Origin of the sequence: Actinoplanes sp. NPDC000266, assembly GCF_042899005.1 — a bacterium.
GTDB lineage: Bacteria > Actinomycetota > Actinomycetes > Mycobacteriales > Micromonosporaceae > Actinoplanes.
This window is the reverse complement of sequence record NZ_JBIAZI010000008.1, coordinates 273,008-294,973: the sequence shown is the minus strand read 5'-3', so window position 1 is coordinate 294,973 and position 21,966 is coordinate 273,008. Positions and strand designations below refer to the sequence as shown.

The 21,966-nt window shown below is 71.0% G+C and carries 23 protein-coding genes; 4 read left to right on the top strand and 19 right to left on the bottom strand.

Annotated elements, in window-relative coordinates; all coding sequences use genetic code 11:
- Positions 1–2: 2 nt before the first annotated feature.
- From recQ to ACFY36_RS31715, 3 genes are all read right to left on the bottom strand, one after another.
- On the bottom strand, positions 3–2,096 hold the full coding sequence (gene recQ, locus ACFY36_RS31725; RefSeq protein ID WP_499749583.1) for a DNA helicase RecQ: 2,094 nt from the start codon (positions 2,094–2,096) through the stop codon (positions 3–5).
- A gap of 70 nt (positions 2,097–2,166) precedes the next feature.
- Positions 2,167–4,062 (bottom strand): SpoIIE family protein phosphatase, encoded by a 1,896-nt coding sequence (locus ACFY36_RS31720; RefSeq protein ID WP_499749582.1) that lies wholly within the window; start codon positions 4,060–4,062, stop codon positions 2,167–2,169.
- Positions 4,063–4,095: 33 nt separating this feature from the next.
- Positions 4,096–4,737: a GTP cyclohydrolase II gene (locus ACFY36_RS31715; protein WP_499749581.1), complete on the bottom strand. Its 642-nt coding sequence runs from the start codon at positions 4,735–4,737 to the stop codon at positions 4,096–4,098.
- Between the two features lie 157 nt (positions 4,738–4,894).
- Here ACFY36_RS31715 and ACFY36_RS31710 point away from each other — a divergent pair, with 157 nt between their 5' ends.
- On the top strand, positions 4,895–5,587 hold the full coding sequence (locus ACFY36_RS31710) for a RibD family protein (RefSeq protein ID WP_499749580.1): 693 nt from the start codon (positions 4,895–4,897) through the stop codon (positions 5,585–5,587).
- Positions 5,588–5,716: 129 nt separating this feature from the next.
- Here ACFY36_RS31710 and ACFY36_RS31705 read toward each other — a convergent pair whose 3' ends face one another.
- The 5 genes from ACFY36_RS31705 to ACFY36_RS31685 are packed head-to-tail and all read right to left on the bottom strand — an operon-like array spanning position 5,717 to position 10,089.
- Positions 5,717–6,820, bottom strand: a complete 1,104-nt coding sequence (locus ACFY36_RS31705; protein WP_499749859.1) for a lysylphosphatidylglycerol synthase transmembrane domain-containing protein — start codon at positions 6,818–6,820, stop codon at positions 5,717–5,719.
- Between the two features lie 42 nt (positions 6,821–6,862).
- A complete protein-coding gene (locus ACFY36_RS31700; RefSeq protein WP_499749579.1) occupies positions 6,863–7,630 on the bottom strand; it encodes a class I SAM-dependent methyltransferase in 768 nt (255 codons plus the stop codon).
- Positions 7,627–8,736, bottom strand: a complete 1,110-nt coding sequence (locus tag ACFY36_RS31695; RefSeq protein ID WP_499749578.1) for a glycosyltransferase family 4 protein — start codon at positions 8,734–8,736, stop codon at positions 7,627–7,629. The genes ACFY36_RS31700 and ACFY36_RS31695 overlap by 4 nt, the downstream gene beginning before the upstream one ends.
- Positions 8,709–9,107 (bottom strand): 6-pyruvoyl trahydropterin synthase family protein, encoded by a 399-nt coding sequence (locus ACFY36_RS31690; protein WP_360255651.1) that lies wholly within the window; start codon positions 9,105–9,107, stop codon positions 8,709–8,711. The genes ACFY36_RS31695 and ACFY36_RS31690 overlap by 28 nt, the downstream gene beginning before the upstream one ends.
- Before the next feature lie 13 nt (positions 9,108–9,120).
- Positions 9,121–10,089 (bottom strand): zinc-dependent alcohol dehydrogenase, encoded by a 969-nt coding sequence (locus ACFY36_RS31685; RefSeq protein WP_499749577.1) that lies wholly within the window; start codon positions 10,087–10,089, stop codon positions 9,121–9,123.
- A 106-nt stretch (positions 10,090–10,195) separates the two neighbouring features.
- On the opposite strand from ACFY36_RS31685, the gene ACFY36_RS31680 reads away from it, so the two are divergent.
- On the top strand, positions 10,196–10,972 hold the full coding sequence (locus ACFY36_RS31680) for a CDP-alcohol phosphatidyltransferase family protein (protein WP_499749576.1): 777 nt from the start codon (positions 10,196–10,198) through the stop codon (positions 10,970–10,972).
- 20 nt (positions 10,973–10,992) lie between these two features.
- Here ACFY36_RS31680 and ACFY36_RS31675 read toward each other — a convergent pair whose 3' ends face one another.
- Entirely contained in the window at positions 10,993–11,346 is a 354-nt protein-coding gene (locus ACFY36_RS31675) for a hypothetical protein (RefSeq protein WP_499749575.1), read from the bottom strand.
- Positions 11,347–11,388: 42 nt separating this feature from the next.
- On the bottom strand, positions 11,389–11,694 hold the full coding sequence (locus tag ACFY36_RS31670) for a hypothetical protein (RefSeq protein ID WP_499749574.1): 306 nt from the start codon (positions 11,692–11,694) through the stop codon (positions 11,389–11,391).
- Positions 11,695–11,861: 167 nt separating this feature from the next.
- On the opposite strand from ACFY36_RS31670, the gene ACFY36_RS31665 reads away from it, so the two are divergent.
- A complete protein-coding gene (locus tag ACFY36_RS31665) occupies positions 11,862–12,017 on the top strand; it encodes a hypothetical protein (protein WP_498700156.1) in 156 nt (51 codons plus the stop codon).
- On the opposite strand, the gene ACFY36_RS31660 is transcribed toward ACFY36_RS31665, so the two are convergent.
- The 4 genes from ACFY36_RS31660 to ACFY36_RS31645 all read right to left on the bottom strand — a co-directional run bounded on the left by ACFY36_RS31660 (position 11,986) and on the right by ACFY36_RS31645 (position 16,537).
- The gene (locus ACFY36_RS31660; RefSeq protein WP_499749573.1) at positions 11,986–12,873 is read right to left on the bottom strand and encodes an ABC transporter substrate-binding protein; all 888 of its coding nucleotides are present in this window, start codon (positions 12,871–12,873) and stop codon (positions 11,986–11,988) included. The genes ACFY36_RS31665 and ACFY36_RS31660 overlap by 32 nt on opposite strands.
- A gap of 63 nt (positions 12,874–12,936) precedes the next feature.
- The gene (locus tag ACFY36_RS31655; RefSeq protein WP_499749572.1) at positions 12,937–15,690 is read right to left on the bottom strand and encodes a TIM-barrel domain-containing protein; all 2,754 of its coding nucleotides are present in this window, start codon (positions 15,688–15,690) and stop codon (positions 12,937–12,939) included.
- A 135-nt stretch (positions 15,691–15,825) separates the two neighbouring features.
- Positions 15,826–16,026, bottom strand: coding sequence for a hypothetical protein (locus tag ACFY36_RS31650; RefSeq protein WP_499749571.1), 201 nt, complete (start codon positions 16,024–16,026; stop codon positions 15,826–15,828).
- Positions 16,027–16,042: 16 nt separating this feature from the next.
- A complete protein-coding gene (locus ACFY36_RS31645) occupies positions 16,043–16,537 on the bottom strand; it encodes a hypothetical protein (protein WP_499749570.1) in 495 nt (164 codons plus the stop codon).
- 93 nt (positions 16,538–16,630) lie between these two features.
- Here ACFY36_RS31645 and ACFY36_RS31640 point away from each other — a divergent pair, with 93 nt between their 5' ends.
- Positions 16,631–17,227, top strand: coding sequence for a PIN domain-containing protein (locus tag ACFY36_RS31640; protein ID WP_499749569.1), 597 nt, complete (start codon positions 16,631–16,633; stop codon positions 17,225–17,227).
- Between the two features lie 35 nt (positions 17,228–17,262).
- On the opposite strand, the gene ACFY36_RS31635 is transcribed toward ACFY36_RS31640, so the two are convergent.
- From ACFY36_RS31635 to ACFY36_RS31615, 5 genes are all read right to left on the bottom strand, one after another.
- The gene (locus ACFY36_RS31635; RefSeq protein ID WP_499749568.1) at positions 17,263–17,835 is read right to left on the bottom strand and encodes a GIY-YIG nuclease family protein; all 573 of its coding nucleotides are present in this window, start codon (positions 17,833–17,835) and stop codon (positions 17,263–17,265) included.
- 182 nt (positions 17,836–18,017) lie between these two features.
- Entirely contained in the window at positions 18,018–18,845 is an 828-nt protein-coding gene (locus ACFY36_RS31630; protein WP_499749567.1) for an ABC transporter permease, read from the bottom strand.
- A complete protein-coding gene (locus ACFY36_RS31625) occupies positions 18,842–19,756 on the bottom strand; it encodes an ABC transporter permease (RefSeq protein ID WP_499749566.1) in 915 nt (304 codons plus the stop codon). The genes ACFY36_RS31630 and ACFY36_RS31625 overlap by 4 nt, the downstream gene beginning before the upstream one ends.
- Complete coding sequence (locus ACFY36_RS31620; protein ID WP_499749565.1) at positions 19,753–20,796, bottom strand: ABC transporter ATP-binding protein; 1,044 nt, start codon at positions 20,794–20,796, stop codon at positions 19,753–19,755. Before ACFY36_RS31620 ends, ACFY36_RS31625 begins: the two co-directional genes overlap by 4 nt.
- The gene (locus ACFY36_RS31615) at positions 20,793–21,962 is read right to left on the bottom strand and encodes an extracellular solute-binding protein (protein WP_499749564.1); all 1,170 of its coding nucleotides are present in this window, start codon (positions 21,960–21,962) and stop codon (positions 20,793–20,795) included. Before ACFY36_RS31615 ends, ACFY36_RS31620 begins: the two co-directional genes overlap by 4 nt.
- Between the last annotated feature and the right edge of the window lie 4 nt (positions 21,963–21,966).

Here is a 21,966-nt window from a genome sequence, read left to right as displayed (position 1 = left end):
CGTCAGTGGTGGTCCGGCGGCGGCGCGTCGAAGTCGTAGTCGAAATCGTCCGGCGGCTCCTCACTGAAGTCGAACGGATAGGCCTCGCCCGCCTGGCCCGCAGCGGCTCCGCCCGCACCGCCGCGGGCCGCCGCGCCGACGGCTGCCGCCGCGCCTGGCCCCGCTGCCGCGCCCCGGCCCTCTGCCGCGGCCGGCGCGGGGTCGTCGCCGAAGCGGGAGGCGATGCGGGCGGCGGGCGGTGGCGTGGCGGGAGCTGCGGGGGCGCCGTCGCCGTGGAGGGTGTCCAGGACCTGCTGGCCGAACTTGGCCAGCTTGCTCTGGCCGACACCGCTCACCGTGCCCAGCTCGGACAGGGTCGTGGGGTTGAGCGCGGCGATCGCCCGCAGCGTGGCGTCGTGGAAGATGACGTACGCGGGCATGCCCTGCTCCTTCGCCGTCGCCCCTCGCCACGTCCGCAGACGCTCGAAGACCGAGGTGGCGGCCGGTGACAGGTCGGCCGCCGGAGCCGCCGCGGCCGCGCGCTGTTTCGGGGCCCTGGTCTTGACCGGGGCCACCTCCCGGCGCATCGCGACCTTCGCCTGACCGCGGAGGACCTCCGCGCTGCTCTCGGTGAGCACCAACGTGCCGTACTCACCCTCGACGGCCAGATGGCCCGCGGCCAGAAGCTTCCGCACGACGCCGCGCCACTCGGTCTCGCGCAGTTCGGTGCCGATGCCGAAGACCGAGAGCTGGTCGTGGCGGAACTGCTTGATCTTGTCGGTCTGCTTGCCGACCAGGATGTCGATGGACTGGCCGGCGCCGAATTTCTGGCCCCGCTCGCGCTGGAGCCGCAGCACCGTCGACAGGAGTTTCTGCGCGGCCACCGTGGCGTCCCACGACTCCGGCGGGGCCAGGCAGGTGTCGCAGTTGCCGCAGTTGTCGCCGGACTGGTCCTGACCGAAATAGGCCAGCAGCTCGGACCGGCGGCACGACACCGTCTCGCAGAGGGCGAGCATGGCGTCGAGGTGTTTCGAGGCGTTGCGGCGGAAGTTGACGTCCCCGTCCGAGCTCTCGATCATCTTGCGTTGCTGGACCACGTCCTGGAGCCCGTACGCCAGCCAGGCCGTCGACGGCTGGCCGTCGCGCCCCGCCCGGCCCGTCTCCTGGTAGTAGCCCTCGACCGATTTCGGCAGATCGAGGTGGGCGACAAAGCGTACATCCGGTTTGTCGATGCCCATGCCGAAAGCGATCGTCGCCACCATGACCAGGCCGTCCTCACGCAGGAAGCGGGACTGGTTGGCCGCGCGGACCCGGTTGTCGAGCCCCGCGTGGTAGGGCAACGCGGTGACGCCGTTCTGGTTGAGGAACTCGGCGACCTTCTCCACCGAGGCCCGCGAGAGGCAGTAGACGATGCCGGAGTCGCCGGGGTGCTCGGTGCGCAGCAGGTCGAGCAGCTGCTTGCGCGGCTCGTTCTTCGGCACGATGCGGTATTGGATGTTGGGCCGGTCGAAGCTCGCCGTGAAGTGGCGGGCGTCGTCGAGGCGCAGGCGGGTCGCGATCTCCTCGCGGGTGGCGCTGGTCGCCGTGGCGGTCAGCGCGATGCGCGGCACGTCGGGCCAGCGCTCGTGCAGCATCGACAGGCCCAGGTAGTCGGGCCGGAAGTCGTGGCCCCACTGCGAGACGCAGTGCGCCTCGTCGATCGCGAACAGGGAGATCTTGCCGCGGTCGAGCAGCCGCTGGGTCGCCGCGACGCCCAGGCCCTCGGGCGCGACATAGAGAAGGTCGAGCTCGCCGTTGACGAACTCGGCCTCGACCAGGCGGCGCTCGTCGTAGTCCTGCGCCGAGTTGAGGAAGCCGGCCCGCACGCCCAGCGTGCGCAGGGCGTCGACCTGGTCCTGCATGAGGGCGATGAGCGGCGAGATCACCACGCCCGTGCCCGGGCGGACCAGCGCCGGGATCTGGTAGCACAGCGACTTGCCGCCGCCGGTGGGCATGAGCACCAGCGCGTCGCCGCCGTCGACGACATGCTCGATGATCTCGCGTTGCTGCCCACGGAAGTCGGGGTAGCCGAAGACGCGGTTGAGGACGTCGTAGGCGGGAGTCGGTGGCGAAGTCACGAAGCGATATTAGAGAGGTGGACCGACAATCCGCTCGGGCCCTGTGGATAACTTCGGGCCTGTGGACAACTCAATGGAGCAGCGCGACGAGTGCCAGAATCGTCTGCGCCGGTGACCCCGGCGGCGCGACGAGACTCAGCGGCGCTCCTTGAGCCGCGTGCTGAGCCGCGACGTGGTGCAGCGCGGAGACCCCGGCGCTGGACAAATGCGTCACCGTTGACAACTCCACAGTGAGAGGCACAGTTCCACCCCGGCTGCGCCGCAAGAGCTCGCGCCGCGCGAGCGACGCCGTCTCGAAGTCCAGCGGCCCTTCCACCCGTACGTGTGCTTCGTCGTCACCCTCCTGCTCGACGATGCGGAACTCGATCGCGGCCGGCGCCGGGGCCGGCGTCGCGGGATCACGCATGTCCAGCAGCCGGGCCGGACGGGTCAGCGGCTGCCTGATCCGCGCGACCGTGCCGTCGGTGTCGTGCGTCACGGTCAGGCTCTCGACCAGCTGTGCGGTCAGAGCCAGCCCGCGCCCGCGGTTCTCCTGCCGCGTCGGCGCCCGCCACTTGCCCCGGTCGGTCACGACCGCCTCGATCGCGCCCGAGGCCGTCAGGGTGGCCGTCACCGTCACCGTCGACCCCTCGGCGGCGGCCGCGTGCTCGACCGCGTTGGTCATCAACTCCCCGATAGCGTGCAGAAGCACGAAGACATCCTGGTCGGTGGCGCCCGCCTTGGTCAGCCACGCACCAAGCTCGTGGCGCGCACCACGGAGAACGGCCGGCCCGGCCGGCAGATCAAGGGCCAGATCCGGTACGGGGGTCACGCGCTGCACAGCGAGCAGCGTGATGTCATCGCCGTGGCCCGTCGCGCGCACCAGCAGCTCGACGGTCTGCGTGCACACCCTTTCGGCCGGGGTGGCCTCCGGATCGCGCAGCGCCCGCCCGGCGGCGCTGTCCGCGGCGGACTGGGCCAGCTCGGCGGCGCTCGACGTGTGGTCGCGGCCCGGCCGCTCGAGGATGCCGTCGCTGTAGAGAAGAAGCAGGTCCCCGTCCTCTATCTGGTCCTTCCCGACGGCGAGGGAGCCGCCGGTGCCGAGCGGGGCGGCCCCGGTCAGGTGCAGATAACGCGTGCCACCGGCGCCGCCGACGACCAGGGGCGCCGGATGGCCGGCCGTGCAGTATTCGACCGCGCCCGAGACCGTGTCGAGCACGGCCAGGGCGACCGTCGCCGCGTGCGCCGCCGGCAGGCGGGCGGCGAAACGGTCCACGGCGCCGATCGCCTCGGTCACCGAGGCGCCGGAGTAGAGGCGGTCCTGAAGGACCGCGCGGAGCTGGCCCATCACGCCGGAGGCGGCCACACCGTGGCCGACCACGTCGCCCACGATCAGGGCCAGGCGGCCGTCGGGCTGCACGATCGCGTCGAACCAGTCGCCGCCGGCCGCCGAGTCGGTCTCGGCCAGCAGGTAACTCGCCGCGATCTGGGCGCCGGGCAGGACGGGGAGCCCGGCCGGGAGCAGTTCGCGCTGGAGCGCCGTGATGACCTCGCGGCTCTCCTCGTAGCGGCGGCGCAGCCGCTCGGTGTCGGCGGCCGCGGCCCGCCGCTTGTGCACCGCCTCGGTGACGTCGGTGCCGATGCCGATCACGCCGCGGCGTTCGCCGTCCACGGTCCACGGGGTGATCGTGAAGTCGGCGAACATCTCGTGGACCGATCCGTCCGGCATGTCCAGGTGGACCCGCCACTCGCGGCCCTCGAACGGCTGGCCGGTGCGGTTGACCTCGTAATAGGCGTCGACGATCTGCTGACCGACCAGGTCGCTGATCACGTCGCGGATCGGCCGCCCTCGGTAGTCGCGGCCGGGCAGGACGGCGCGCGTGGCCCCGCTCAGCAGGAGCACCCGAAGATCGGGGCCTTCGCACACGGCCAGGATGAACGGCACCTGGTCGACCGCGGTGAGAATGAGCTCGGGGTCGTCCGCCATCCCCTCATGGTGCCGGATGACCCCGGGCATCAGTTACTCGGCAAGGGGTAGCTCGATCGTGTGAGCCGTGTGTGACGCCTTCGTCGCCAGGTAGCGGACATTGGTCGGCGACATGTGGACCCCGGTCGGGATGCGCTGAGTCACGTCGATCCCGTTCTTCTCGAGTTGCAGGGCTTTGTCGGGGTTGTTGCTGAGCAGGCGGATCCGGTCGGCGCCCAGAGCCAGCAGCATCTGCGCGGCCGGCGCGTAGTCGCGCTCGTCCTCGCCGCGGCCCAGGGCGACGTTCGCCTCGTACGTGTCCAGACCGGCGTCCTGGAGCGCGTAGGCGTCCAGCTTGGCGTACAGGCCGATCCCGCGGCCCTCCTGGCGCAGGTAGAGCAGGAGGCCGCCCTGCTCGGCGATCCGCTCCACGGCCTCGCGCAGCTGCGGGCCGCAGTCGCAGCGCTGGCTGCCGAAGACGTCCCCGGTCAGGCACTCGCTGTGCGGGCGCACCAGCGGGGCACGGCCGCCCGCGTCGGACTTCTTCAGAGCCCTCTGCCAGTCGCCCAGGCCGAGGGCCAGGTGCTCCTTGCCGTCGACGAGGCCGTCGAAGGTCATCACCCGGGCCGGCGTCGCGTACCCGTCCCCGAACCGCAGCGGAACGGTCACCTGCTGCCGCACCGTGGCTTCTATCATCGGTCCTCCTCGTTGGTTCCCCGTTGATCGCTATACCCGCCGACGGAGTCACCGCACCGCAACAGATTGCGAACGTGCCAGTAATCGTGTCCCGGATTATCTTGGACGCAACTGTTCGGCCAGGGTGACGATGGTCGCTCGACGGGAGGCGTCATCGGTGGTTGAGCGTCCTTACACGTTGCTGAGCTGCGGCATGTCCATCGACGGCTACCTCGATGACGCGGCGCAGGAGCGGCTCCTGCTGTCCAACGAGGCCGATTTCGACCGGGTCGATGAGGTTCGTGCCGGTTGTGACGCGATCCTCGTCGGGGCCGCGACGATCCGGCAGGACGATCCGCGCCTGCTGGTCCGCTCGGCCGAGCGGCGGGCCGCCCGGGTCGCGCGGGGCGAGCCGGCCAACCCGGTCAAGGTCACCGTGACCGGCAGCTGCGCGATCGATCCCGGCGCCCAGTTCTTCACCGTGGGCGAAGTGGACAAAATCGTCTATTGTGCTTCGCCCTCGGTCGAATCGGCCCGGGCCAAGCTCGGCGACGTCGCCACCGTCGTCGACGGCGGCGAACCGGTCGACCTGCGTCTGGTGACGGCCGACCTGACCGCCCGGGGCGTGCGCCGGCTGATGGTCGAGGGCGGCGGGCGGATGCACACCCAGTTCCTCACCGCCGGTCTGGCCGACGAGTTGCAGCTCGTGGTCGCGCCGTTCTTCGTGGGCGACTCGCGGGCGCCGAGGTTCGTCACCGACGGCGACTTCCCCTGGGGGCCGGGGCGCCGCGCCACGCTGGCCGAGGTGCGCCAGATCGGTGACGTGGTGCTGCTGCGCTACGCCCTCTCCGACCGCTTCCAGGCGGCCTGACCAGTCCGTGGGGCAGAGGACCGTGGGGCAGAGGGCCGTGGGACAGAGGGCCGTGTGACAGGGCTGAGGCCCGCGGCCCGGTCGGGGCCACGGGCCGCGGCGTAAGAGCCAAGGCACCCAGGGCCGCCCTCAGGCGCCGGTGCGCGCCAGCTCGCGCCCGAGCAGCATCTCCGGCGCGATCGGGGCGGCCGAGACGAGGACCGGCAGGGCGGGCGCGGGGGAGACGGGCACCGGCAGGGCCGGGGCCGGGGAGAGGCGGACGGCGCGGCGTACGGCGAGCGAGGTGCGCAGGCCGGCGGTCGCGCGTACCAGGAGCACGGCCGCGCCGGGCAGGGCGGCCACAAAGGCGAAGACGCCGTAGACGACGGCCGTGGTCAGGCCCTGGGTGGCGCTGAGGCCGGCGGCGCCGAAGGCCCAGGCGGTCACGGCCTCGCGGGGGCCCCAGCCGCCGATGTTCAGGGGCAGCGACATGGCCAGCAGGGCCAGCAGCATCAGCGGGGCCAGGCGCAGCAGGGAGGCGGTCGAGCCGGCGGCCCGGGCCGCCACCACGAAGGTCGCCAGGTGGCCCACGAGCACGACGGTCGAGGCCAGCGTGACGCCCGGCCAGTTGCGGCGCGACAGCAGGCCGGTGCGGATCTCGGCGGCGCCGGTGCGGACCGCCGAGGCGACCCGGGAGCCGCCCTGCCGCAGCTTGCGGACGGCGAGCAGCAGGATCACGCCGGCGGCGGCCAGCGCGGTCACGGCCACCGCGACGGTGGCGCCGTGCCGGGAGAGGGCCGTCAGGACGGGGGACGGCACCGTGAGCAGCACCGTCACGCCCACGCCGATCAGGACCAGCTGGCCGGCCGTGCGCTCCAGGACCACGGCCCGCACGCTCTTGGCGACGTCACCCTCGTCACGGCCGTGGGTGACCGCCCGGTCGACGTCGCCGAGCACGCCGCCGGGCAGGGCCGCGTTCAGGAACAGGGCCTTGTAGTAGTCGGCGATCGCCCCGCCCAGCGAGAGCCGCAGGCCCAGGCCGCGGGCCACCAGGCACCAGCGCCAGGCGCTGAAGACCGTCGTCACCACGCCGATGCCGAACGCGAGGGCGAGCAACGGGCCGTCGATGACCCGCAGGCCGTCGAGGAAGGCGCCGGTGCCGAGCCGCCACAGGAGGAAACCGAGGATCCCGGCCCCTCCCAGGATCCGCAGCCACACCCAGATCGATCGCGTCACTTCGCCGTCCCCTTCGATAGCCCGTCTTTCCCCTAGTACGCCGGGGCGGGCACAAAGGGTTCAGCCGAAGATCGCTAAAAGATCGACATGTCCGACCGACACGCTCGGCAGGTCACCCAGACGGGCGGCCAGATAGTCGTCCAGCGCGAGCTCCGGCTCCTGCTCACGGGCGGCGCCGGTCCAGCCGCGCAGCCACTCCGCGGTCAGTTCCGGGCGCTCCGGTCCGAGCTTCCACGGGCTCGGCCGGGTCACCACGGCGGCGCCCGCTTTCTCAAAGGCCTGGGTGGCGTACGCCGGCGCGTCCGGCCCGAGCAGGCGGCGGCCACCCTCGACGCGGCGCTGGTGCGCGTTGAACGCGGCCTCGACCAGCTGGTCCTCCGGCCGCGCGGGCTCCAGCGTGACCTCGCCGGCCACCGAGAGCGTGAACAGCGCGGCCGTCCCCGCCGCGGCCAGGGCGGCCACCAGCGAGTCGATCTCGTCCTCGGTGAGCAGGTCGAGCAGCGCCGAGCAGGTCACCAGGTCGGTGCCGTCGAGATCCTCGGCGGTCAGCGCCGTGACGTCGCCGAGGGCGCCCTCGACGGTGACGCCGGGCAGCCGCAGGTGCGAGGTCGCGTAATGCAGCAGCTTCGGGTCACGGTCGGCCAGGATCCAGTGCTGCGGGGTGGGCAGCCGGGGGGCGAGCCAGCGGCCCAGCGAGCCGGTGCCGCAGCCCAGGTCGCGGATCACGTGGATCGGCTGAGGGAGCCGTCCGACCAGGTCGGCCGCGCGGGCGTCGGCGTCGGCCGGCTCACGCAGCCCCAGCCACGACTCGCTGAACTCACCGGTCATGCGGACTCTCCTTCGATCGGCGGAGCCGCGGCCCGGGTTGCGGGCGGCGGCGGAACTGGTGGCATGGCGTCGAGGATCTCGGTGACGCGCTCGGCCGTGGCGGTCCAGCTGGGGAGGGTCTCTCGGCGCTGGAGGGCGGCCGCGCGCAGGGAGGCGCGCAAGGCGGGGTCGGTGAGCCAGTCGCGCAGGGCGGCGGCCAGGGCGGTGCGGTCCTCCGGGGGCACGAGCATGCCGGGCAGGCCCAGGGGAGTGGTGCCCAGAGCCTCGGGCACGCCGCCGACGGCGGTGGCCAGCACGGGGATGCCGCGAGCCAGGGCCTCGGTGACCACCATGCCGTACGTCTCGTTGCGGGACGGCAGGACGAAGAGGTCGGTGTTGGCGTAGGCGGCGTCGAGATCGGCGCCGGCCAGCGGGCCCACGAACTGGATGCGGCCGCTCAGATACGGAACCGGATTGACGAGGGCGCCGGCGAACGTGCACTTCCAGCGCAGGCCGGGCAGCTCGTTCTCGAGGGCGCCGACCAGCAGGTCCTGGCCCTTGCGGGGGGAGACCGAGGCGACGCAGAGCAGGCGGTGGCCGTCGGGGTGCGGCTCGGCGGCGGGGAACCGGCCCACCCCGGGCGCGGCGACCTCCACCCGCGGCAGGCCGTGCATGGCGGCCACGTGCGCGGCGGCGGCCTCGCTGGTGGCGATCACCGTGGTGGCCAGGTGCAGGGCGGCGCGTTCCTTCGCCCTCAGGTCCGCGGCCTGCTCGGCGGTGAGGCCGGTCTCGTCGCTCAGCGGCAGGTGCACGAGCACGGCCATGCGCAGCCGGCCGGCATGCGGGGCCAGGAGCTCGGGCACGCCGCAGCCGACCAGGCCGTCGACGAGCACCAGGGCGCCGTCGGGGATGTCGGCCAGCGCCCACTGCAGCGCGCGCCGGGAGGCCGGGCTCGGCGACGGCCACGTGCCGCCGATCGCCAGCTCGTGGACGTCGCGGTGCAGGCGGCACAGGACCGCCCGGTCGTAGCGGTTGCCACCGCTCGGTGCCGCCGGGTCGTCGATCCCGCCCGGCAGCACCGCCCAGAGAGGTGGTGAGCTCACAGATCGCGCTCGTACGAGGCCCATGCGATGTGCGACTCGTGCAGGGTGACCGAGATGCCGGTCAGCCCGGCCGCGCCCGGGCCCAGGTCGCCGGCGGCGGCCTTGTCGGCCAGGCGGTCGGCGATCACCTTGGCCAGGAACTCGGTCGACGTGTTGACGCCCTTGAACGCCGGGTCGTCGTCGAGGTTCTGGTAGCTGAGCCCGCCGCAGATCGCGTGCAGCTCCTCGCTCGCCCGGCCGATGTCGACGACGATGTTGTCGTCGTCCAGCTCGGGCCGGCGGAACGTGGCGTCCACCACGAAGGTCGCGCCGTGCAGCTTCTGGGCCGGTCCGAAGACCTCACCCGAGAAACTGTGGGCGATCATGATGTGGTCGCGGACGGTGACGCTGAACAAGATCAGCTCCTCCTCAGTTGTAGTCGATCACGTGGCAGAGTGCCGGAAGGCTACCGTCGGCCAGGCGCGGCATGACCGCGGGCAGGTCCCCGAACGGGGACCGTCCACTGATCAGCGCCTCGAACCGGTCGTCGCGGAGCAGATCGAGCGAGAGGGCGAGCCGGTCGGCGTACGAGCGGCGGTGGTCCGGCCGGATGCCGCCCACCTGGCTGCCGCGCACGGTCAGGCGCCGCGAGTGGAAGAACTCGCCCAGGGGCACGTCCACCCGCTTGTCGCCGTACCAGCTCAGCTCCACGACAGTGCCCTCGTGGGCCAGCAGCTCCAGCGAACGTTTCAATCCGGCCGCCGACGCGCTGGCGTGGATCACCAGATCGCAGTCGCCCAGGGCCTCGTCCGGCGAGGCGAAGGGCACGCCCAGCCGCGCGGCGAGGGCGGCACGGGCCGGATCGATGTCCACGAGCTGGAGACGTACCCCCGGAAAGCGCGCGAGAATCGCGGCGGCCGAACCACCGACCATGCCCGCGCCGACCACGGCGACGCGGTCGCCGATCAGCGGGGCCGCGTCCCAGAGAGCGTTGACGGCGGTCTCGACGGTGCCGGCCAGCACGGCGCGATCGGCGGGGACGTCATCCGGGACGACGGTGACCGACGACACGGGCACCACGAAACGCGTCTGGTGCGGGAAGAGGCTGAAGACCGTACGGCCGAGAAGGTCCCGCGGTCCTTGCTCGACGACGCCGACGTTGAGGTAGCCGTACTTGACGGGGGCCGGGAAGTCGCCTTCCTGGAACGGCGCGCGCATCGACGGCCACTGGCTCTCGGGCACCCGGCCGGTGAAGACCAGAGTCTCGGTTCCCCTGCTCACGCCGCTGTGGAGCGTGCGCACGAGCACCTCGTCCGGACCGGGTTCGCGCACCTTCGCCGGGCGGATCTCGCCCCGGCCGGGCTCGGCGAGCCAGAACGCTTCCGCGTCACCCGACATGCGTTGATCCCTTCAGCGGCTGAACCGTTCGCCGGTTCCGCTCGTGTAAAGCGCTGACGACGGCAACCATACGCGGCGGCCGATCTTGTGAACGGGAGGAGCCACGGTGACCCTCAGTACCGCGGAAGCAGCGGCAGGCCCCTCGCGCGGGCCGGTTCTCGGGCTCGCCGCCCAGCTCGCCCTGCTGGCCCTGCTGGGCAGCACCCTCGGGCTCACGGCCGGTGGGCTGGTCGCCGGAGCGGCGTACGGCCTGGTGCTGTGCGCGCTGCTCGGCGCCGGGCTAGGCCGGGCCGGAATGACGCAGCTCGGCGCGGCCAACTCGGTCACCCTGAGCCGCGCGATCCTGGTCGGCGGTGTGACCGCGATGGTGGTGACCTCCTTCACCCACCCGGTCAGCACCCCGGCCCTGGTGGCGATCGCGGGCGTGGCCCTCGCCCTCGACGGCGTGGACGGGCAGGTGGCCCGCCGCACCAACACGACGACGGCGCTCGGCGCGCGGTTCGACATGGAGATCGACGCGTTCCTGATCCTGGTGCTCAGCGTCTACGCCGGCGACCGCTACGGCTGGTGGTGGGTCGCGATCGGCGCCTTCCGCTACGCGTTCGTGGCGGCGGCCTGGGCCTGGCCGTGGCTCAACGCGGCGCTGCCGCCCCGCTTCTCCCGCAAGGTGGTCGCGGCCGTGCAGGGCGTCGCGCTGGCGCTGGTCACCGCCGGTTTCCTGCCCTTCGTCGCCGCGTTCGCGGTGCTCGCCCTGGCCCTGGGCTCCCTGACCTGGTCGTTCGGCCGCGACGTGCACTGGCTCTACCGGGCCATGCGCGTCCGCGAGGCCGCCCGTGCCCGCTGGTCGGCCGTCCCGTCCCGCCGGCCGGCCCTGGCCCACTGAGGCCTGGCCGCGTATCAGCGCTAGCCGTCACCGGCGGACAGATCGAGATCTTCGTTGCTGATCCGCCGGCCGGCCCGCTCCCGCAGATCGAGAAGCCGCAGCCAACGGTCGGTGGACACGAACCGTTCGCCGTCCACTTCGTCGTCCGGGTCGTCCAGCCACCACACCCATCCGCCCGCCGCCTTGTGCAGTCGATTCAGCGCCGGCATATGTGCACTGATGTCCGCGTGTGCCCAGACTGCAGGCTTGCCGTCGAGCCAGTCGGTGTACGCCCGCCAGATGTCCCATTCGCAGCCGGCCATCCAGCCGGCCGCGTACACATCCTCGGAGACATCAGAAATGAAGTCCCGCAGAGCGGCCGCTTCGGCTCTCACGTCACCTCCTCGGCTCTCCGCTCGATCACGCTACGGACGACGTCAGCCGACACGCTCCACGCCCGTCACCTTCGCTGTGATCTTCGTGCGGCTGGACTTCAGCGTCGGCCCCGCGTAGGACATCTGAACCTTCACCGTCACGTTGCATCCGGCCGAACCGAAGCACTGCTTCTCGGCGACCTTCGGGGTGAGTTTGACATCGGCGGCGGACAGTTCGGGTCCCGGCGGCGCGACGATCGCCGCCGCGGGAATCACCCAGACCGGGCCGGCCCTGCGGGGTCGCCGGGGTGGGACCGGATCGGGTGCTGGAGTTGTCATGGCCGCCGGGGTGGGTGGCTCGTAGGTCATGTCGGATGCTCCCTGTTCGGTGGGCCGTCAGCATCCGTCATGCTCGGCACGACCGGGCGAGGCGTTCTGGCCTCTGCTTCAACGCCCGGTAGCCGTCGGCGAGGCGTGGTTCGGGCGTTTCCGGCGTTGGGCGGACGGCGGGACGACGGAAATGACAGGCTGGGGGTATGTCGAACGTGGCCGACAAGTCTGTTCATGAGCGGTGGGTGGAAGCGCTGACCCGGGCCGGAGTGCCGCTCGACAAGGTCGCGGAAGCGCTCAAGGACGTCACCGAGCAGGAGGCCGAGGCCCTCAAGAAAGACGTCGAGCGGATCTCGGGTTAGGGCCCGCCGGGAACGCGGTGGGGTGCAGTATCGCGGCGATCGTCTCCACGCCGTCGATCAGGCGCGGGCCGGGGCGGACAATCAGGCTGTCGCCGTCGAGGGCCCACACCTGCGCGCCGGGGAAGTGGGGGACCACGTCGGCGGCCTGGAGCGCGGCGCCGTCCAGGTGGAAGCCGCACGGGGTGACCAGGACGATCTCCGGATCTCCCGCGGCCAGGTCGGCGTACGTCGTCTGGACCGAGCGCTGCCCACCACGCGCCGCGACCGCGACGCCGCCCGCCGCCGTGACCAGGTCGGGGACCCAGTGACCGGCGGTGAAGGGCGGATCGACCCATTCGACCACCGCCACCCTCGGCCGGGTACGGCCGTCGACGGCGGCGCTGACCGTGGCCAGGCGGGCCCGCAGGCCCGCGACCAAGGTCTCAGCCCGGTCGGGCACACCGGCCGCTACGCCCACCTCGAGGAAGGTCCGAAGGACCTCCTCCAGGGTGTACGGATCGAGTGACAGCACGTCGGCCCGGCAGCCCAGGTGGTCCAGAGCGTCGGTGACGTGACCCGACGGGAGCGCGCAGACCCGGCAGAGGTCCTGAGTCAGGATGAGCTCGGGATCCAGGGCGGCCAGAGCGCCCGCGTGCAGGGTGTAGAGGTCCTGGCCGCTCCTCATCTGGGTCTGCACGTAGTCGTCGATCTCGGCCGGGGTCATGCCGCGGGTGTCGCGGCCGCCGACCACCACCGTCTTGTCCGTGCGAGCCGACGGGGGCTCGTCGCACTCGAAGGTCACCCCGACCAGGTCGTCGCCCAGGCCGAGGGCGTAGACGATCTCGGTGGCGGACGGGAGCAGGGAGACCAGGCGCATGCGTCCATGATGGCGCGCCCCCGGCCTGACGGTGGCCGGGGGCGCGCTCGGAGCGGGATGCGGTCAGGAGCGGACGAACACCGGCATCGTGGCCAGGGTCGAGGTGATCTGCTGGGTGGTGCCGCCTCGATAGACCTTGCCGGTGAAGTAGTCCTTCCAGTTGTCGCCCGGCGGGAACCAGACCGTGGTGGTCGCGGTCTCGCCGGGGGTGGTCACGGGGGCGACCAGGAAGTCGTCGCCGTAGAGGTACTGCGAGCCGGCCGTGGCGTACGCCTCCTGCTGGCCCGGGTAGGCCAAGTACATGGGGCGGACGATCGGGGTGCCCGTGCGGGTGGCCTTCTGGGCCGCCGCGTACGTGTAAGGCAGAAGCTTCTCGCGCAGCTGGAGGAACTTCTTGGCCGAGGCGTTGGCGGCCGGGCCGTACTGCCAGGGCAGGCGGTCGCTGTGGTTGGAGTGCAGGCGGTCGATCGGCTGGAACGTGCCGAGCTGCACCCAGCGGGCGTAAAGGTCGTCCGGCAGCTTGGTGCTGTCCGGCTCGGCGCCCTTCTCGGTCGACAGGCCGCCGGTGTGGCCGCCGATGTCGTGGCTGACCGCGGCCAGGCCGGTCGCGGCCGACTCACCCGGGGTATATCCGACCTGCGCCTGCAGCGTCTCCCAGGTCGACACGGTGTCGCCGGTGAAGTGCAGCGTGGTGCGCTTGTCGGCCCACGGGCCGGTCGGCACCGCGGTCGGGTTGCCGTAGCCGCCGGCCTGCAACGAGCCGTACGCCCGGGAGAACGCGAAGCCGTCGCGGGCCGCGTACTGCTGGTTGATCCAGGCGTCGCCGGTCACGCCGGCCAGGGTGGAGGTGGAGGCGTCGCAGCACCAGTCCAGCCACCAGAAGTCCGGGTCGGCCAGCGAGGAGTGCAGGTCGAAGTACGCCTTCAACTGGTCGGGATCGCCGAAGTCGAAGGTGTAGCAGTCGGCCCCGCCGTTGCACCCGGTCTTCTTGAGCTTGCCCTTGGCGGTGGCCTGGGCCTGCGCGAACTTCGGGTCCGAGCCGAGGATGCTCGGGTGGATGTTCAAGCTGGTCTTGATGCCCTGCTTCTTCAGCCACGACTGGAACGCCGTGTAGTCGGGGAAGCGGGTGGCGTCGAAGTTCCAGCCGTTCCACTTGTCCGGCGCTTTGAAGTCGGTGTCGACGATCAGCACGTCGAGCGGCACGTTCTCCGACTTGAACCGCTTGACGATGTCCTGGAACTCGGCGGCGGTGCGGTCGTAGTACTCGGAGTACCAGACGCCGTACGCCCACTTCGGCAGCAGCTTCGTGGGGCCGGTCAGCTTCGACAGCTCGGAGAGGCCGCGGGTGTAGTTCTGGCCGTACGCGAAGACGTACCCGTCCTGCGCCGTCCCCGATCGCTGGGTGACCTTGCCGGTCCTGGTGTTGTAGAGCGCCGACGCGGAGTCGTCGAGCAGCGACCAGCCGTCCTGGTAGAGCAGGCCGGGCTCGGTCAGGGCGGCGCCGTTGACGCCGTCGAGGCCGCGGCGGTAACCGCCGAGCGCGGCGTGCGGGGCCAGCAGCGGCGTGCCGCCCCGGACCAGCGCGATCGTGTCCACGTTGACGTTGCAGCTGGCCGCGGTCGGGCAGGCCAGGGTCACCGTGTTGGTGCCCTTGTCCAAGGTCACAGGAGCTTCGACGGTACGCCAGTAGTCCCAGCTCGAGGTGGCCGGCAGCGTCACCGTGGCGCCGTTGACGGTCATCGTGCGGGTCTGCACCGGCTGGGCGCCGGCCTTGCCGTTGGCGTAGCGGACCTGCACGCGGTAGGTGCCCCTGGACGGCACGCCGGTCACGGTCAGCGCGGCCGAGGAGCTGGTGTTCTCGAGCCCGGCCAGGAAGCCCTCGCCGGCGTATCCGTTGTGGTCGGACGCGGTGCGGGCGCCGCCGGCCAGGGTGCCCTGATCGGCTTCGCAGACAGTGCCGAACGCGCACGGCTGCGGCTGAGCGGGCGTGGGCGCCGGGTAGGCGTCGCCCGCGTGGATCAGCGCCAGGCTGTCGATGTTGACGTTGCCGGTGTCGTTGGCGCCCTTGGTCACGCTGATCTGGTGTGTGCCGGCGCTGAGCTGGAGCGGCACGGTGGCCACGCCCCAGGTGTCCCAGTTGGCGGTGGGCGGCAGCGACAGGGTCTGGTTGGTCCCGTCGACCGCCACGGTCAGGGTGCGGGTGACGTTCTGGCCGTCGCCGCCGGTGCTGTTGGCGTAGCGGACGGCGAGCTGGAGACTGCCGGAGGCGGCGGTGGTGAAGACGATGGCGTCACCGGTGCCGGTGTAGCCGGCGGTGAAGCCCTTGCCGGTGAAGTCCCGGTGGTCGGTGGCCACGCCCGGACCGCGGACATCGAGTGCCTCGGCCTCGCAGAGCACGCCGACGTCGCAGCTCGGCGGATAGTGGCCGGCCCACGGCGAGGCCTGCACGACCTGCTGGCCGGTGCGCAGCCGGACGTCGAGGTTGCCGGCGGTGAAGGAGCCCGAGCCGACCTTGTAGCGCAGGGTGAGAGCGCCGGTGTCGATGGTCAGCCAGCCCTTGTCCGTACGCTTCGTGAAGCGCACAGGAGCAAAGGAGTCCCGGCCGATCACGTTGAACGTGGACGCGTCGGTGAACGTCCCGTACTCGGTGCGGATGAGGGTGGGGGAGAGGACCTCGAACCGCGCTTTCCCGGAGACCACGGTGGAGCTGGGCCCATGAGCAGCGGCGGGTGACGAGGCGGCCAGCGCGAGGCCGGCCGCCAGAATGGCGACGGTGGCGGCCGCTTGGCCGCGTCGCGGGGTGGATCGATGGAACACGCGCACTCCTAGCCGCGGTTTACAACGATGAACAAGCCGATGACAACGCTGTCATCGGCGTGAAACAAAGTCAACCGGGGAACGCTCTTCGGTTTACCGCCGCGGCGGCTTCTATTGAGGCGTCCGCGTCACCGGCTATTGAGGCGTCCGCGTCACCGGCGGCGGCGCAGCGTCACGGCCACGGCCACGGCCACGGCGGCCGAGCAGGGCGCCCAGGAACCCGGTGCCGATCATCGAGTCGACGGCCTCGTACCCGTCCGCGAACACCCAGGCGAACACGGCGCCGGCAACGGCGCCGGCCAGCGCGCCCAGCAGGATCACGATCGCCGTTTTCACCGCGGACCGCCCGCTGCTATCGGGGCGCCACTCTCGGCATGATTCGCTGCTCGCCGGTGGTGGCCATCGAGTGCATCACGCCCCCGGCGAGCGGGATCAGCCGGGCCAGCCCGGGTCGCCCGTCGCGCCGGGCCAGTTCGGGGCCGAGGCGGGTCATCAGCAGAGTGAGCGCCGGCAACGGCCGGATGTAGAGGGTGATGTCGCTGATCAGGCCGCTGTCGCCCAAGCGCAGCCGCTGGGCTTCGAACAGGCGTGTCGCGCCGATCCTCGCCTCGTAGAAGAGCGCCGTGGTACGGCCCTCGGTGACCTGGTCGGTGTAGGTGATGTCGTCGATGGCGGTCAGGGCCACCTCGAGCAAGGTCTGTACCTGCCGATGCCCTCGGAACGTGAACTGTTCGGTGATCGGCGAGACCAATGTGACCTCAGGATCGAGGGCGGCGACCGCCCCGGCGGCGTCACCGGCCTCGCCGGCGGCCCGCCACGCGGCGACCGCGTCAAAGGACTGAACCACAGTTCCTCCCATGCTCGCGCTGTCACGATGATGCCCCCTTCCGTCAACGCCCTCGCTCCGTCGCCCGGATCCGGGATCGTGTTGAATGCCGCCATGTCGCCGACCGCGGGACCTGCGTTCACGATCCCTGGGTACACCGGCCCGGTTCCGCCCGGCCACGCGGTCGTGTACGCCGCTGATGGCCTGGTGCGGCGGCCGGCCTTCTGGGAGCGCTACTTGTCGGACCCGTTGAACGCCTACCCGGAGGCGGGCAACGCCTTCGAGGTGACGGCGGAGGGCCGCGACGCGGTGTCGGCCGTTCTTGACGATCCGGAACGCTGGCCGGTCGTCTCGGTGCGGCTCGGCGCGGAAGTGTGGCTTCGGATCGTGTACCGCAACTGCGAGGACGAACCGGCGATCGACTTCGTCCGGGAGCGGCCGGGCGGGACGGCGAAGGTGGTCGCCTCCGTTCAGGGTCACGGATTCACCTCGGCGATGACGTGGGCCGAGCTTCTCTCGGCGGCGGGGCGGCCGGACGAGAGGCTGACCTGGGCGCAGCGGCTTCTGCTGATGCTGCCGATGGTGGGTGCCCAGGAGCTGCCCGAGGACGCCGAGCAGACCATGGACCGGGCACTGGACGGGATCGGCGCGGCAAACCGGGCCGTTCTGGCGCCCATCCTGACCCGGCGCCTGGACTGGCGTACTCCGTGAAGTGACATCACTCGATGGGGCGGGGCAGCGACAGTTCAGTTCGGCGGGCTGCTGGAGGCGTTGTAGGCGTTCTTGGCGGCGACAACGGCCGCTTGAAGGTGTTCCGGATCGACGCCGTGCACATTCAGTGGCGGGTGCAGGCGACGGACGAGCTCGGCCTCGACGGGGACCGGCTCGGGTTCCTCGGCGAAGGTCAGGCGCAGATGGGCGTACATCCATCGCGTCAGCCGTGCCTCATCCTCAGGCACCAGGACGACGCGGTCGGTCCATTGTGTCCGATAGCCCTCGTGCGGGAGCAATCCGGCCAGCGTGCGGCGCAGAGTCGAACTGCCCGACCGCCGGAGATGGTTGCGAAGAATCCGCCCGCGCAGGTTGGTGGCCCGGCCGAGATACAGCAGCCGTAGCGACGGGTTGTTCTCGTTGGGCAGGCCGGGCAGATCGGGAAAGACCGCCGGGGCAGCCCACCACGCGTAGACACCACTGCTGCGACTGAGCCCTTTGACGGCGACGTCCAGCTCGGCCGGAGCGCCGGCCAGCAGTCGCAGGGCTTCTTCCGCGGGCGTCCAGCCATCCGTCTCACCGGCGGACCGCTGTTCAGAACTGGTCATCAGACGTCATCTTAGGCGTCTCGTCCGGCCAGGGCCGAACCGTCATTCTCGCATGTGCGGGCGAAGCCGACCGTCCAGGCCGACATGGCAGTACGACGCGAATCGACGGTTCAGGCACGGGCGGGCGGCGGGCAAAGGCGATGGCGCCGGAGGCTTCCGTTGGAGCGAGACGGGAAGTCACCTCATTCTGGATCTTCCTTGACGCGGGCCACCAACTGGGTCGGGTTGACGAAACGTAGGGCTATGACCAGCAGGACCAGCATCGAGGCTGTGTAGATGACGGCCATCGCGTCCACCGACTGCTGGGCTCGGATGCCCGCGGCCGACATCGAGTAGTAGAGGGCCACCACCAACGTCTGCGAGTCGGGGCCCGCGGTCAGGAACGTCAGCTCGAACATGCCGACCGTGCGGACCAGGACCAGGATCGAGGCGGCCAGGATGCCCGGCACCAGCAGGGGGGACAGGATCCGGGCGAAGATCTGGCTCGTTCGGGCGCCGCACATGCGGGCCGCTCGTTCCACCGACGGGTCGATCTGCTCGATGAACGGGGTCATCGTCAGGATCACGAACGGGATCGACGGGACCAGGTTGGCCAGGACCACGCCGGCCAGGTGGCCGGCCAAGCCGTACTTGTAAAGCACCGTCGCCAGTGGGATGCCGTACGTGATGGGTGGCATCAGGATCGGCAGCAGGAACAGCAGGTAGACCAGGCGGCGGCCCGGGAAGGAGCGACGGGCCAGGACGTACGAGGCGGGGACGCCGACCAGGAGCGAGATCGCCACCACCAGCAGCGCCACCTCCAGCGTCACCACCAGGATCTGCAGCAGGCCGAACTCGTTCCAGGCCGAGGCGTACCACTTCGTTGTCCAGCCCTGCGGCAGCCACGTGTCGAACCAGCGCTCGCCGAACGAGTTGACCACCACCGACAGGATCACGCCGGCCAGGTGGACGAAGAAGAACACCACCGCGCCCCAGACCAGCCAGGCGCCGACGGTCATCTTCGATCTCATCCCTTACCTCCCGTCGATCCCGTGTAGAGCAGTGAGCGCAGGCCGAGCACCACCGCGACCACCGCCAGCTCGACCAGGCCCATGATCACGGCGATGGCGCTGCCGAGCGGATAGTCGTAGACCTCGTACGCGGCGTGGTAGGCGGCGATCGAGATGACCCTTGTCGTGCCGGCCGGATCACCGACCAGGACGGCCGACGGGAAGACGCTGAACGCCAGCACGAAGGTCAGGCAGAAGGTCGTCGCCAGGCCGGGGGCCAGCAGCGGCAGGGTGATCCGCCGGAAGCGCTGCCACCAGCCGGCGCCCAGCGTGGCCGCCGCCCGGTCGAGGGTCGGGTCGATGCCCGACAGATACGACAGGATCAGCAGGAACGCGAACGGGAAACCGGTGATGACCAGCGAGAAGAACACGCCCCAGTAGTTGTTCGTCAACCGCACCGGCGCGTCGGTCAGGCCGATCGTCATCAGCGCGCGGTTGAACCAGCCGGCCGGGCCCAGATAGTTGAGCAGGCCTTCGGCCGTCAGCACGGTGCCGAGCGTGATCGGCACGACCAGGACCGTCGTCATCAGGCGCTTCCCCCGGAAGCGGCCTCGCATCCGGTACGCGATCGGCACCGAGGCGGCCACGTTCAGGATCGCCGCCGGCAGGGCCAGCCCGAGCGTGGTGGCGATGGTGTCGCGCTGGTAGGCGTCGGTGAAGAACGCTCGGTAGGCCCCGAGGACACCGCCTTCGGCCGGCTGGAAGGACAGGCCGATGCCGTACGCGAAGGGGTAGACGAACAGCGCGAGCACGCCGATCAGGGCCGGCGCGAGCAGCAGCAGTTGCCGGTCGATGCCGCGCTCGGCCAGGCGGTGCCGCAGCGCCACCCGCGTCTCCGGCGTCGTGTCCCGGTCGGGAAGCGTCGCCGTCACGGGAACACCAGGACGCGGTCGGGGGAAGCGGTGACCGTGATCCGGTCGCCGGGCGACGGCCGTTCGGCGGCGCGCAGGAAAAGGGCGACCCCTTCTTCCGTACGGGCTTCGACCGCCAACTCACGTCCCTGGTACTCGACGACCTCGACCGTCACCGGCACCCCGTGCGGGCCGGCGCGCAGGTCCTCGGGCCGGATGCCGGCCACCACGTCGTCGCCGGCCGCGACCGGGCCCACCGCCGTCCCCTCCAGGGTGAGGCCCGAGCCGTCGACGGACACCGTGTCGCCGTGCACCGCCTTCACCTTCATCGGCAGCAGGTTGCGATAGCCCATGAAGTCGGCCACGTGCCGGTTCGCCGGGCGGTTGTGCAGGTCCTCGGGGGTGCCGATCTGTTCGACCCGGCCGTCGCGCAGCACGACCAGGCGGTCGGCCATCGACAGGGCCTCCTCCTGGTCGTGCGTCACGTAGATCGTGGTGAGGCCGAGCGACTGGTGGAGCCGCCGGATCTCCGTACGCATCTCCAGGCGCAGTTTCGCGTCGAGGTTGGACAGCGGCTCGTCCATCAGCACGAGCGAGGGCTCCAGCACCACGGCGCGGGCGATCGCCACGCGCTGCTGCTGACCGCCGGACAGTTGGCCCGGCAGCTTGCGGGCGTGCTCCTCCAGGCGTACCAACCTGATCGCCTCGTCCGTGCGGCGGCGGATCTCGTCGCGGGGAAGGCGGCGCATCTGAAGGCCGAACGAGATGTTCTTGCGTACGGACAAATGGGGGAAGAGCGCGTAGCTCTGAAAGACCATGCCGAACCCGCGCCGCTCCGGGGGCAACGTGTCGAGCCGGGCGCCGTCCTGCCAGATGCTGCCGTCGGTCAGGGGCAGCAGGCCGGCCAGGCAGTTCAGCGCCGTCGACTTGCCGCAGCCGGACGGGCCCAGCAGGGCGATGAACTCGCCCCGCCGGATCGTCAGGCTCAGCCCGGCGAGGGCGTCCTTGCCGCCGAAACGCCGGCGTACCCCGTCGAGGCGCAGCTCGGAGAAGGTGGTCACTTCTTCACCTTCGCGCCGCCGATCTCGCGGTCCCACTTGTCGAACGCCGCCACCAGCGCCTTCGCGTCCAGCGGCACCTCGAGCGGGTTGTCCGCGATGAGCTTCTCGTACTCGGGCCGGCCGTACTCCTCAATCGCCTGTTTGCTCTCGGCCGGCGCCATGTCCAGGGTCACGTCCTTCACCGCCGGGCCGGGATAGAAATAGCCTTTGTCGTACGCCTTGGCCTGCTGTTGCGGGGTCAGCATGTCCTGGAGCAGGTTGAGGATGGTGGCCTGCTTGCCGGCCGGGACGCCCTTGGGGATCACCGCGTAGTGGGCGTCGGTCACCCAGTGGAATCCGTCCAGGGCCTGGACCTTGGCCTCCTTGGGCACGGTGCCGAGCACGCGCGGGTTGATGTCCCAGCCGGTGGTGGTCGCGATGATCTTCGCCGAGCCGTTGGCCAGGTTCTTCATCGTCTCGCTGGTGCTCGACGGATAGAGCGTCACGTATTTGTTGAGCTCGGCCAGATATTGCCAGGTCTTGGCCCAGCCGTTCTCCGGGTCCTTGGGGTCGCTGTCACCCAGCAGGTAGGGCAGGCCCATGAGCAGGGTGCGGCCCGGTCCGGAGTTGGACGGGCGGGCGTACTGCACGGCGCCGGGGTTCGCTTTGGCGTACGCCAGAAGGTCCTCGGCGGTCTTCGGCGGATCCGGGACCTTGGCCGGCAGATATTCGATCAGCGGGCCCGACGGGTAGTAGGTGACGGTGACGCCGAAGTCGCCGGCCAGTTTCTGCATGGCGGCGGCGCCCTCGGAGTACGTGGCCATGCCGGGCAACTTCGTCCTGGCGTCGGCCAGCGGCGTCCACAGGCCCTGCTCGATGCCGGCGGCCAGGCCGTCGACGCCGGTCAGCACGAGGTCGATGTCGACCCGGTTCGCGTTCTGCTGCGCCTTGATCTTGCCGACCAGCTCGGGCGCGGTGGCCTTGGAGTAGGTGACCTTGCCGATCTGGTCCTTGTTCTTGGCCACGAACTCGTCGATCATCCCCTGAGTCAGCTGAAGATTGCCGGCCACGTCGAGGATGTTGACGGTGACGGACCCGCCGTCGTTGCCGTCCGGGCTGTCGGGGGCGCCGCAGGCCGAGGCCAGGAGGACGGCGGCTACGGCGGCGGTGATCATCTTTCGGGACATGGTG

What these genes read in the sequence shown, in the direction of transcription:
- ACFY36_RS31720 (WP_499749582.1), bottom strand. Translation starts at nt 4,062, where the DNA reads ATGGCGGACGACCCCGAGCTCATTCTCACCGCGGTCGACCAGGTGCCG.
- ACFY36_RS31715 (WP_499749581.1), bottom strand. Translation starts at nt 4,737, where the DNA reads ATGATAGAAGCCACGGTGCGGCAGCAGGTGACCGTTCCGCTGCGGTTC.
- ACFY36_RS31685 (WP_499749577.1), bottom strand. Translation starts at nt 10,089, where the DNA reads ATGTCGGGTGACGCGGAAGCGTTCTGGCTCGCCGAGCCCGGCCGGGGC.
- ACFY36_RS31700 (WP_499749579.1), bottom strand. Translation starts at nt 7,630, where the DNA reads ATGACCGGTGAGTTCAGCGAGTCGTGGCTGGGGCTGCGTGAGCCGGCC.
- ACFY36_RS31665 (WP_498700156.1), top strand. Translation starts at nt 11,862, where the DNA reads ATGTCGAACGTGGCCGACAAGTCTGTTCATGAGCGGTGGGTGGAAGCG.
- ACFY36_RS31640 (WP_499749569.1), top strand. Translation starts at nt 16,631, where the DNA reads ATGTCGCCGACCGCGGGACCTGCGTTCACGATCCCTGGGTACACCGGC.
- ACFY36_RS31615 (WP_499749564.1), bottom strand. Translation starts at nt 21,962, where the DNA reads ATGTCCCGAAAGATGATCACCGCCGCCGTAGCCGCCGTCCTCCTGGCC.
- ACFY36_RS31670 (WP_499749574.1), bottom strand. Translation starts at nt 11,694, where the DNA reads ATGACCTACGAGCCACCCACCCCGGCGGCCATGACAACTCCAGCACCC.
- ACFY36_RS31630 (WP_499749567.1), bottom strand. Translation starts at nt 18,845, where the DNA reads ATGAGATCGAAGATGACCGTCGGCGCCTGGCTGGTCTGGGGCGCGGTG.
- ACFY36_RS31635 (WP_499749568.1), bottom strand. Translation starts at nt 17,835, where the DNA reads ATGACCAGTTCTGAACAGCGGTCCGCCGGTGAGACGGATGGCTGGACG.
- ACFY36_RS31660 (WP_499749573.1), bottom strand. Translation starts at nt 12,873, where the DNA reads ATGCGCCTGGTCTCCCTGCTCCCGTCCGCCACCGAGATCGTCTACGCC.
- ACFY36_RS31695 (WP_499749578.1), bottom strand. Translation starts at nt 8,736, where the DNA reads ATGGGCCTCGTACGAGCGCGATCTGTGAGCTCACCACCTCTCTGGGCG.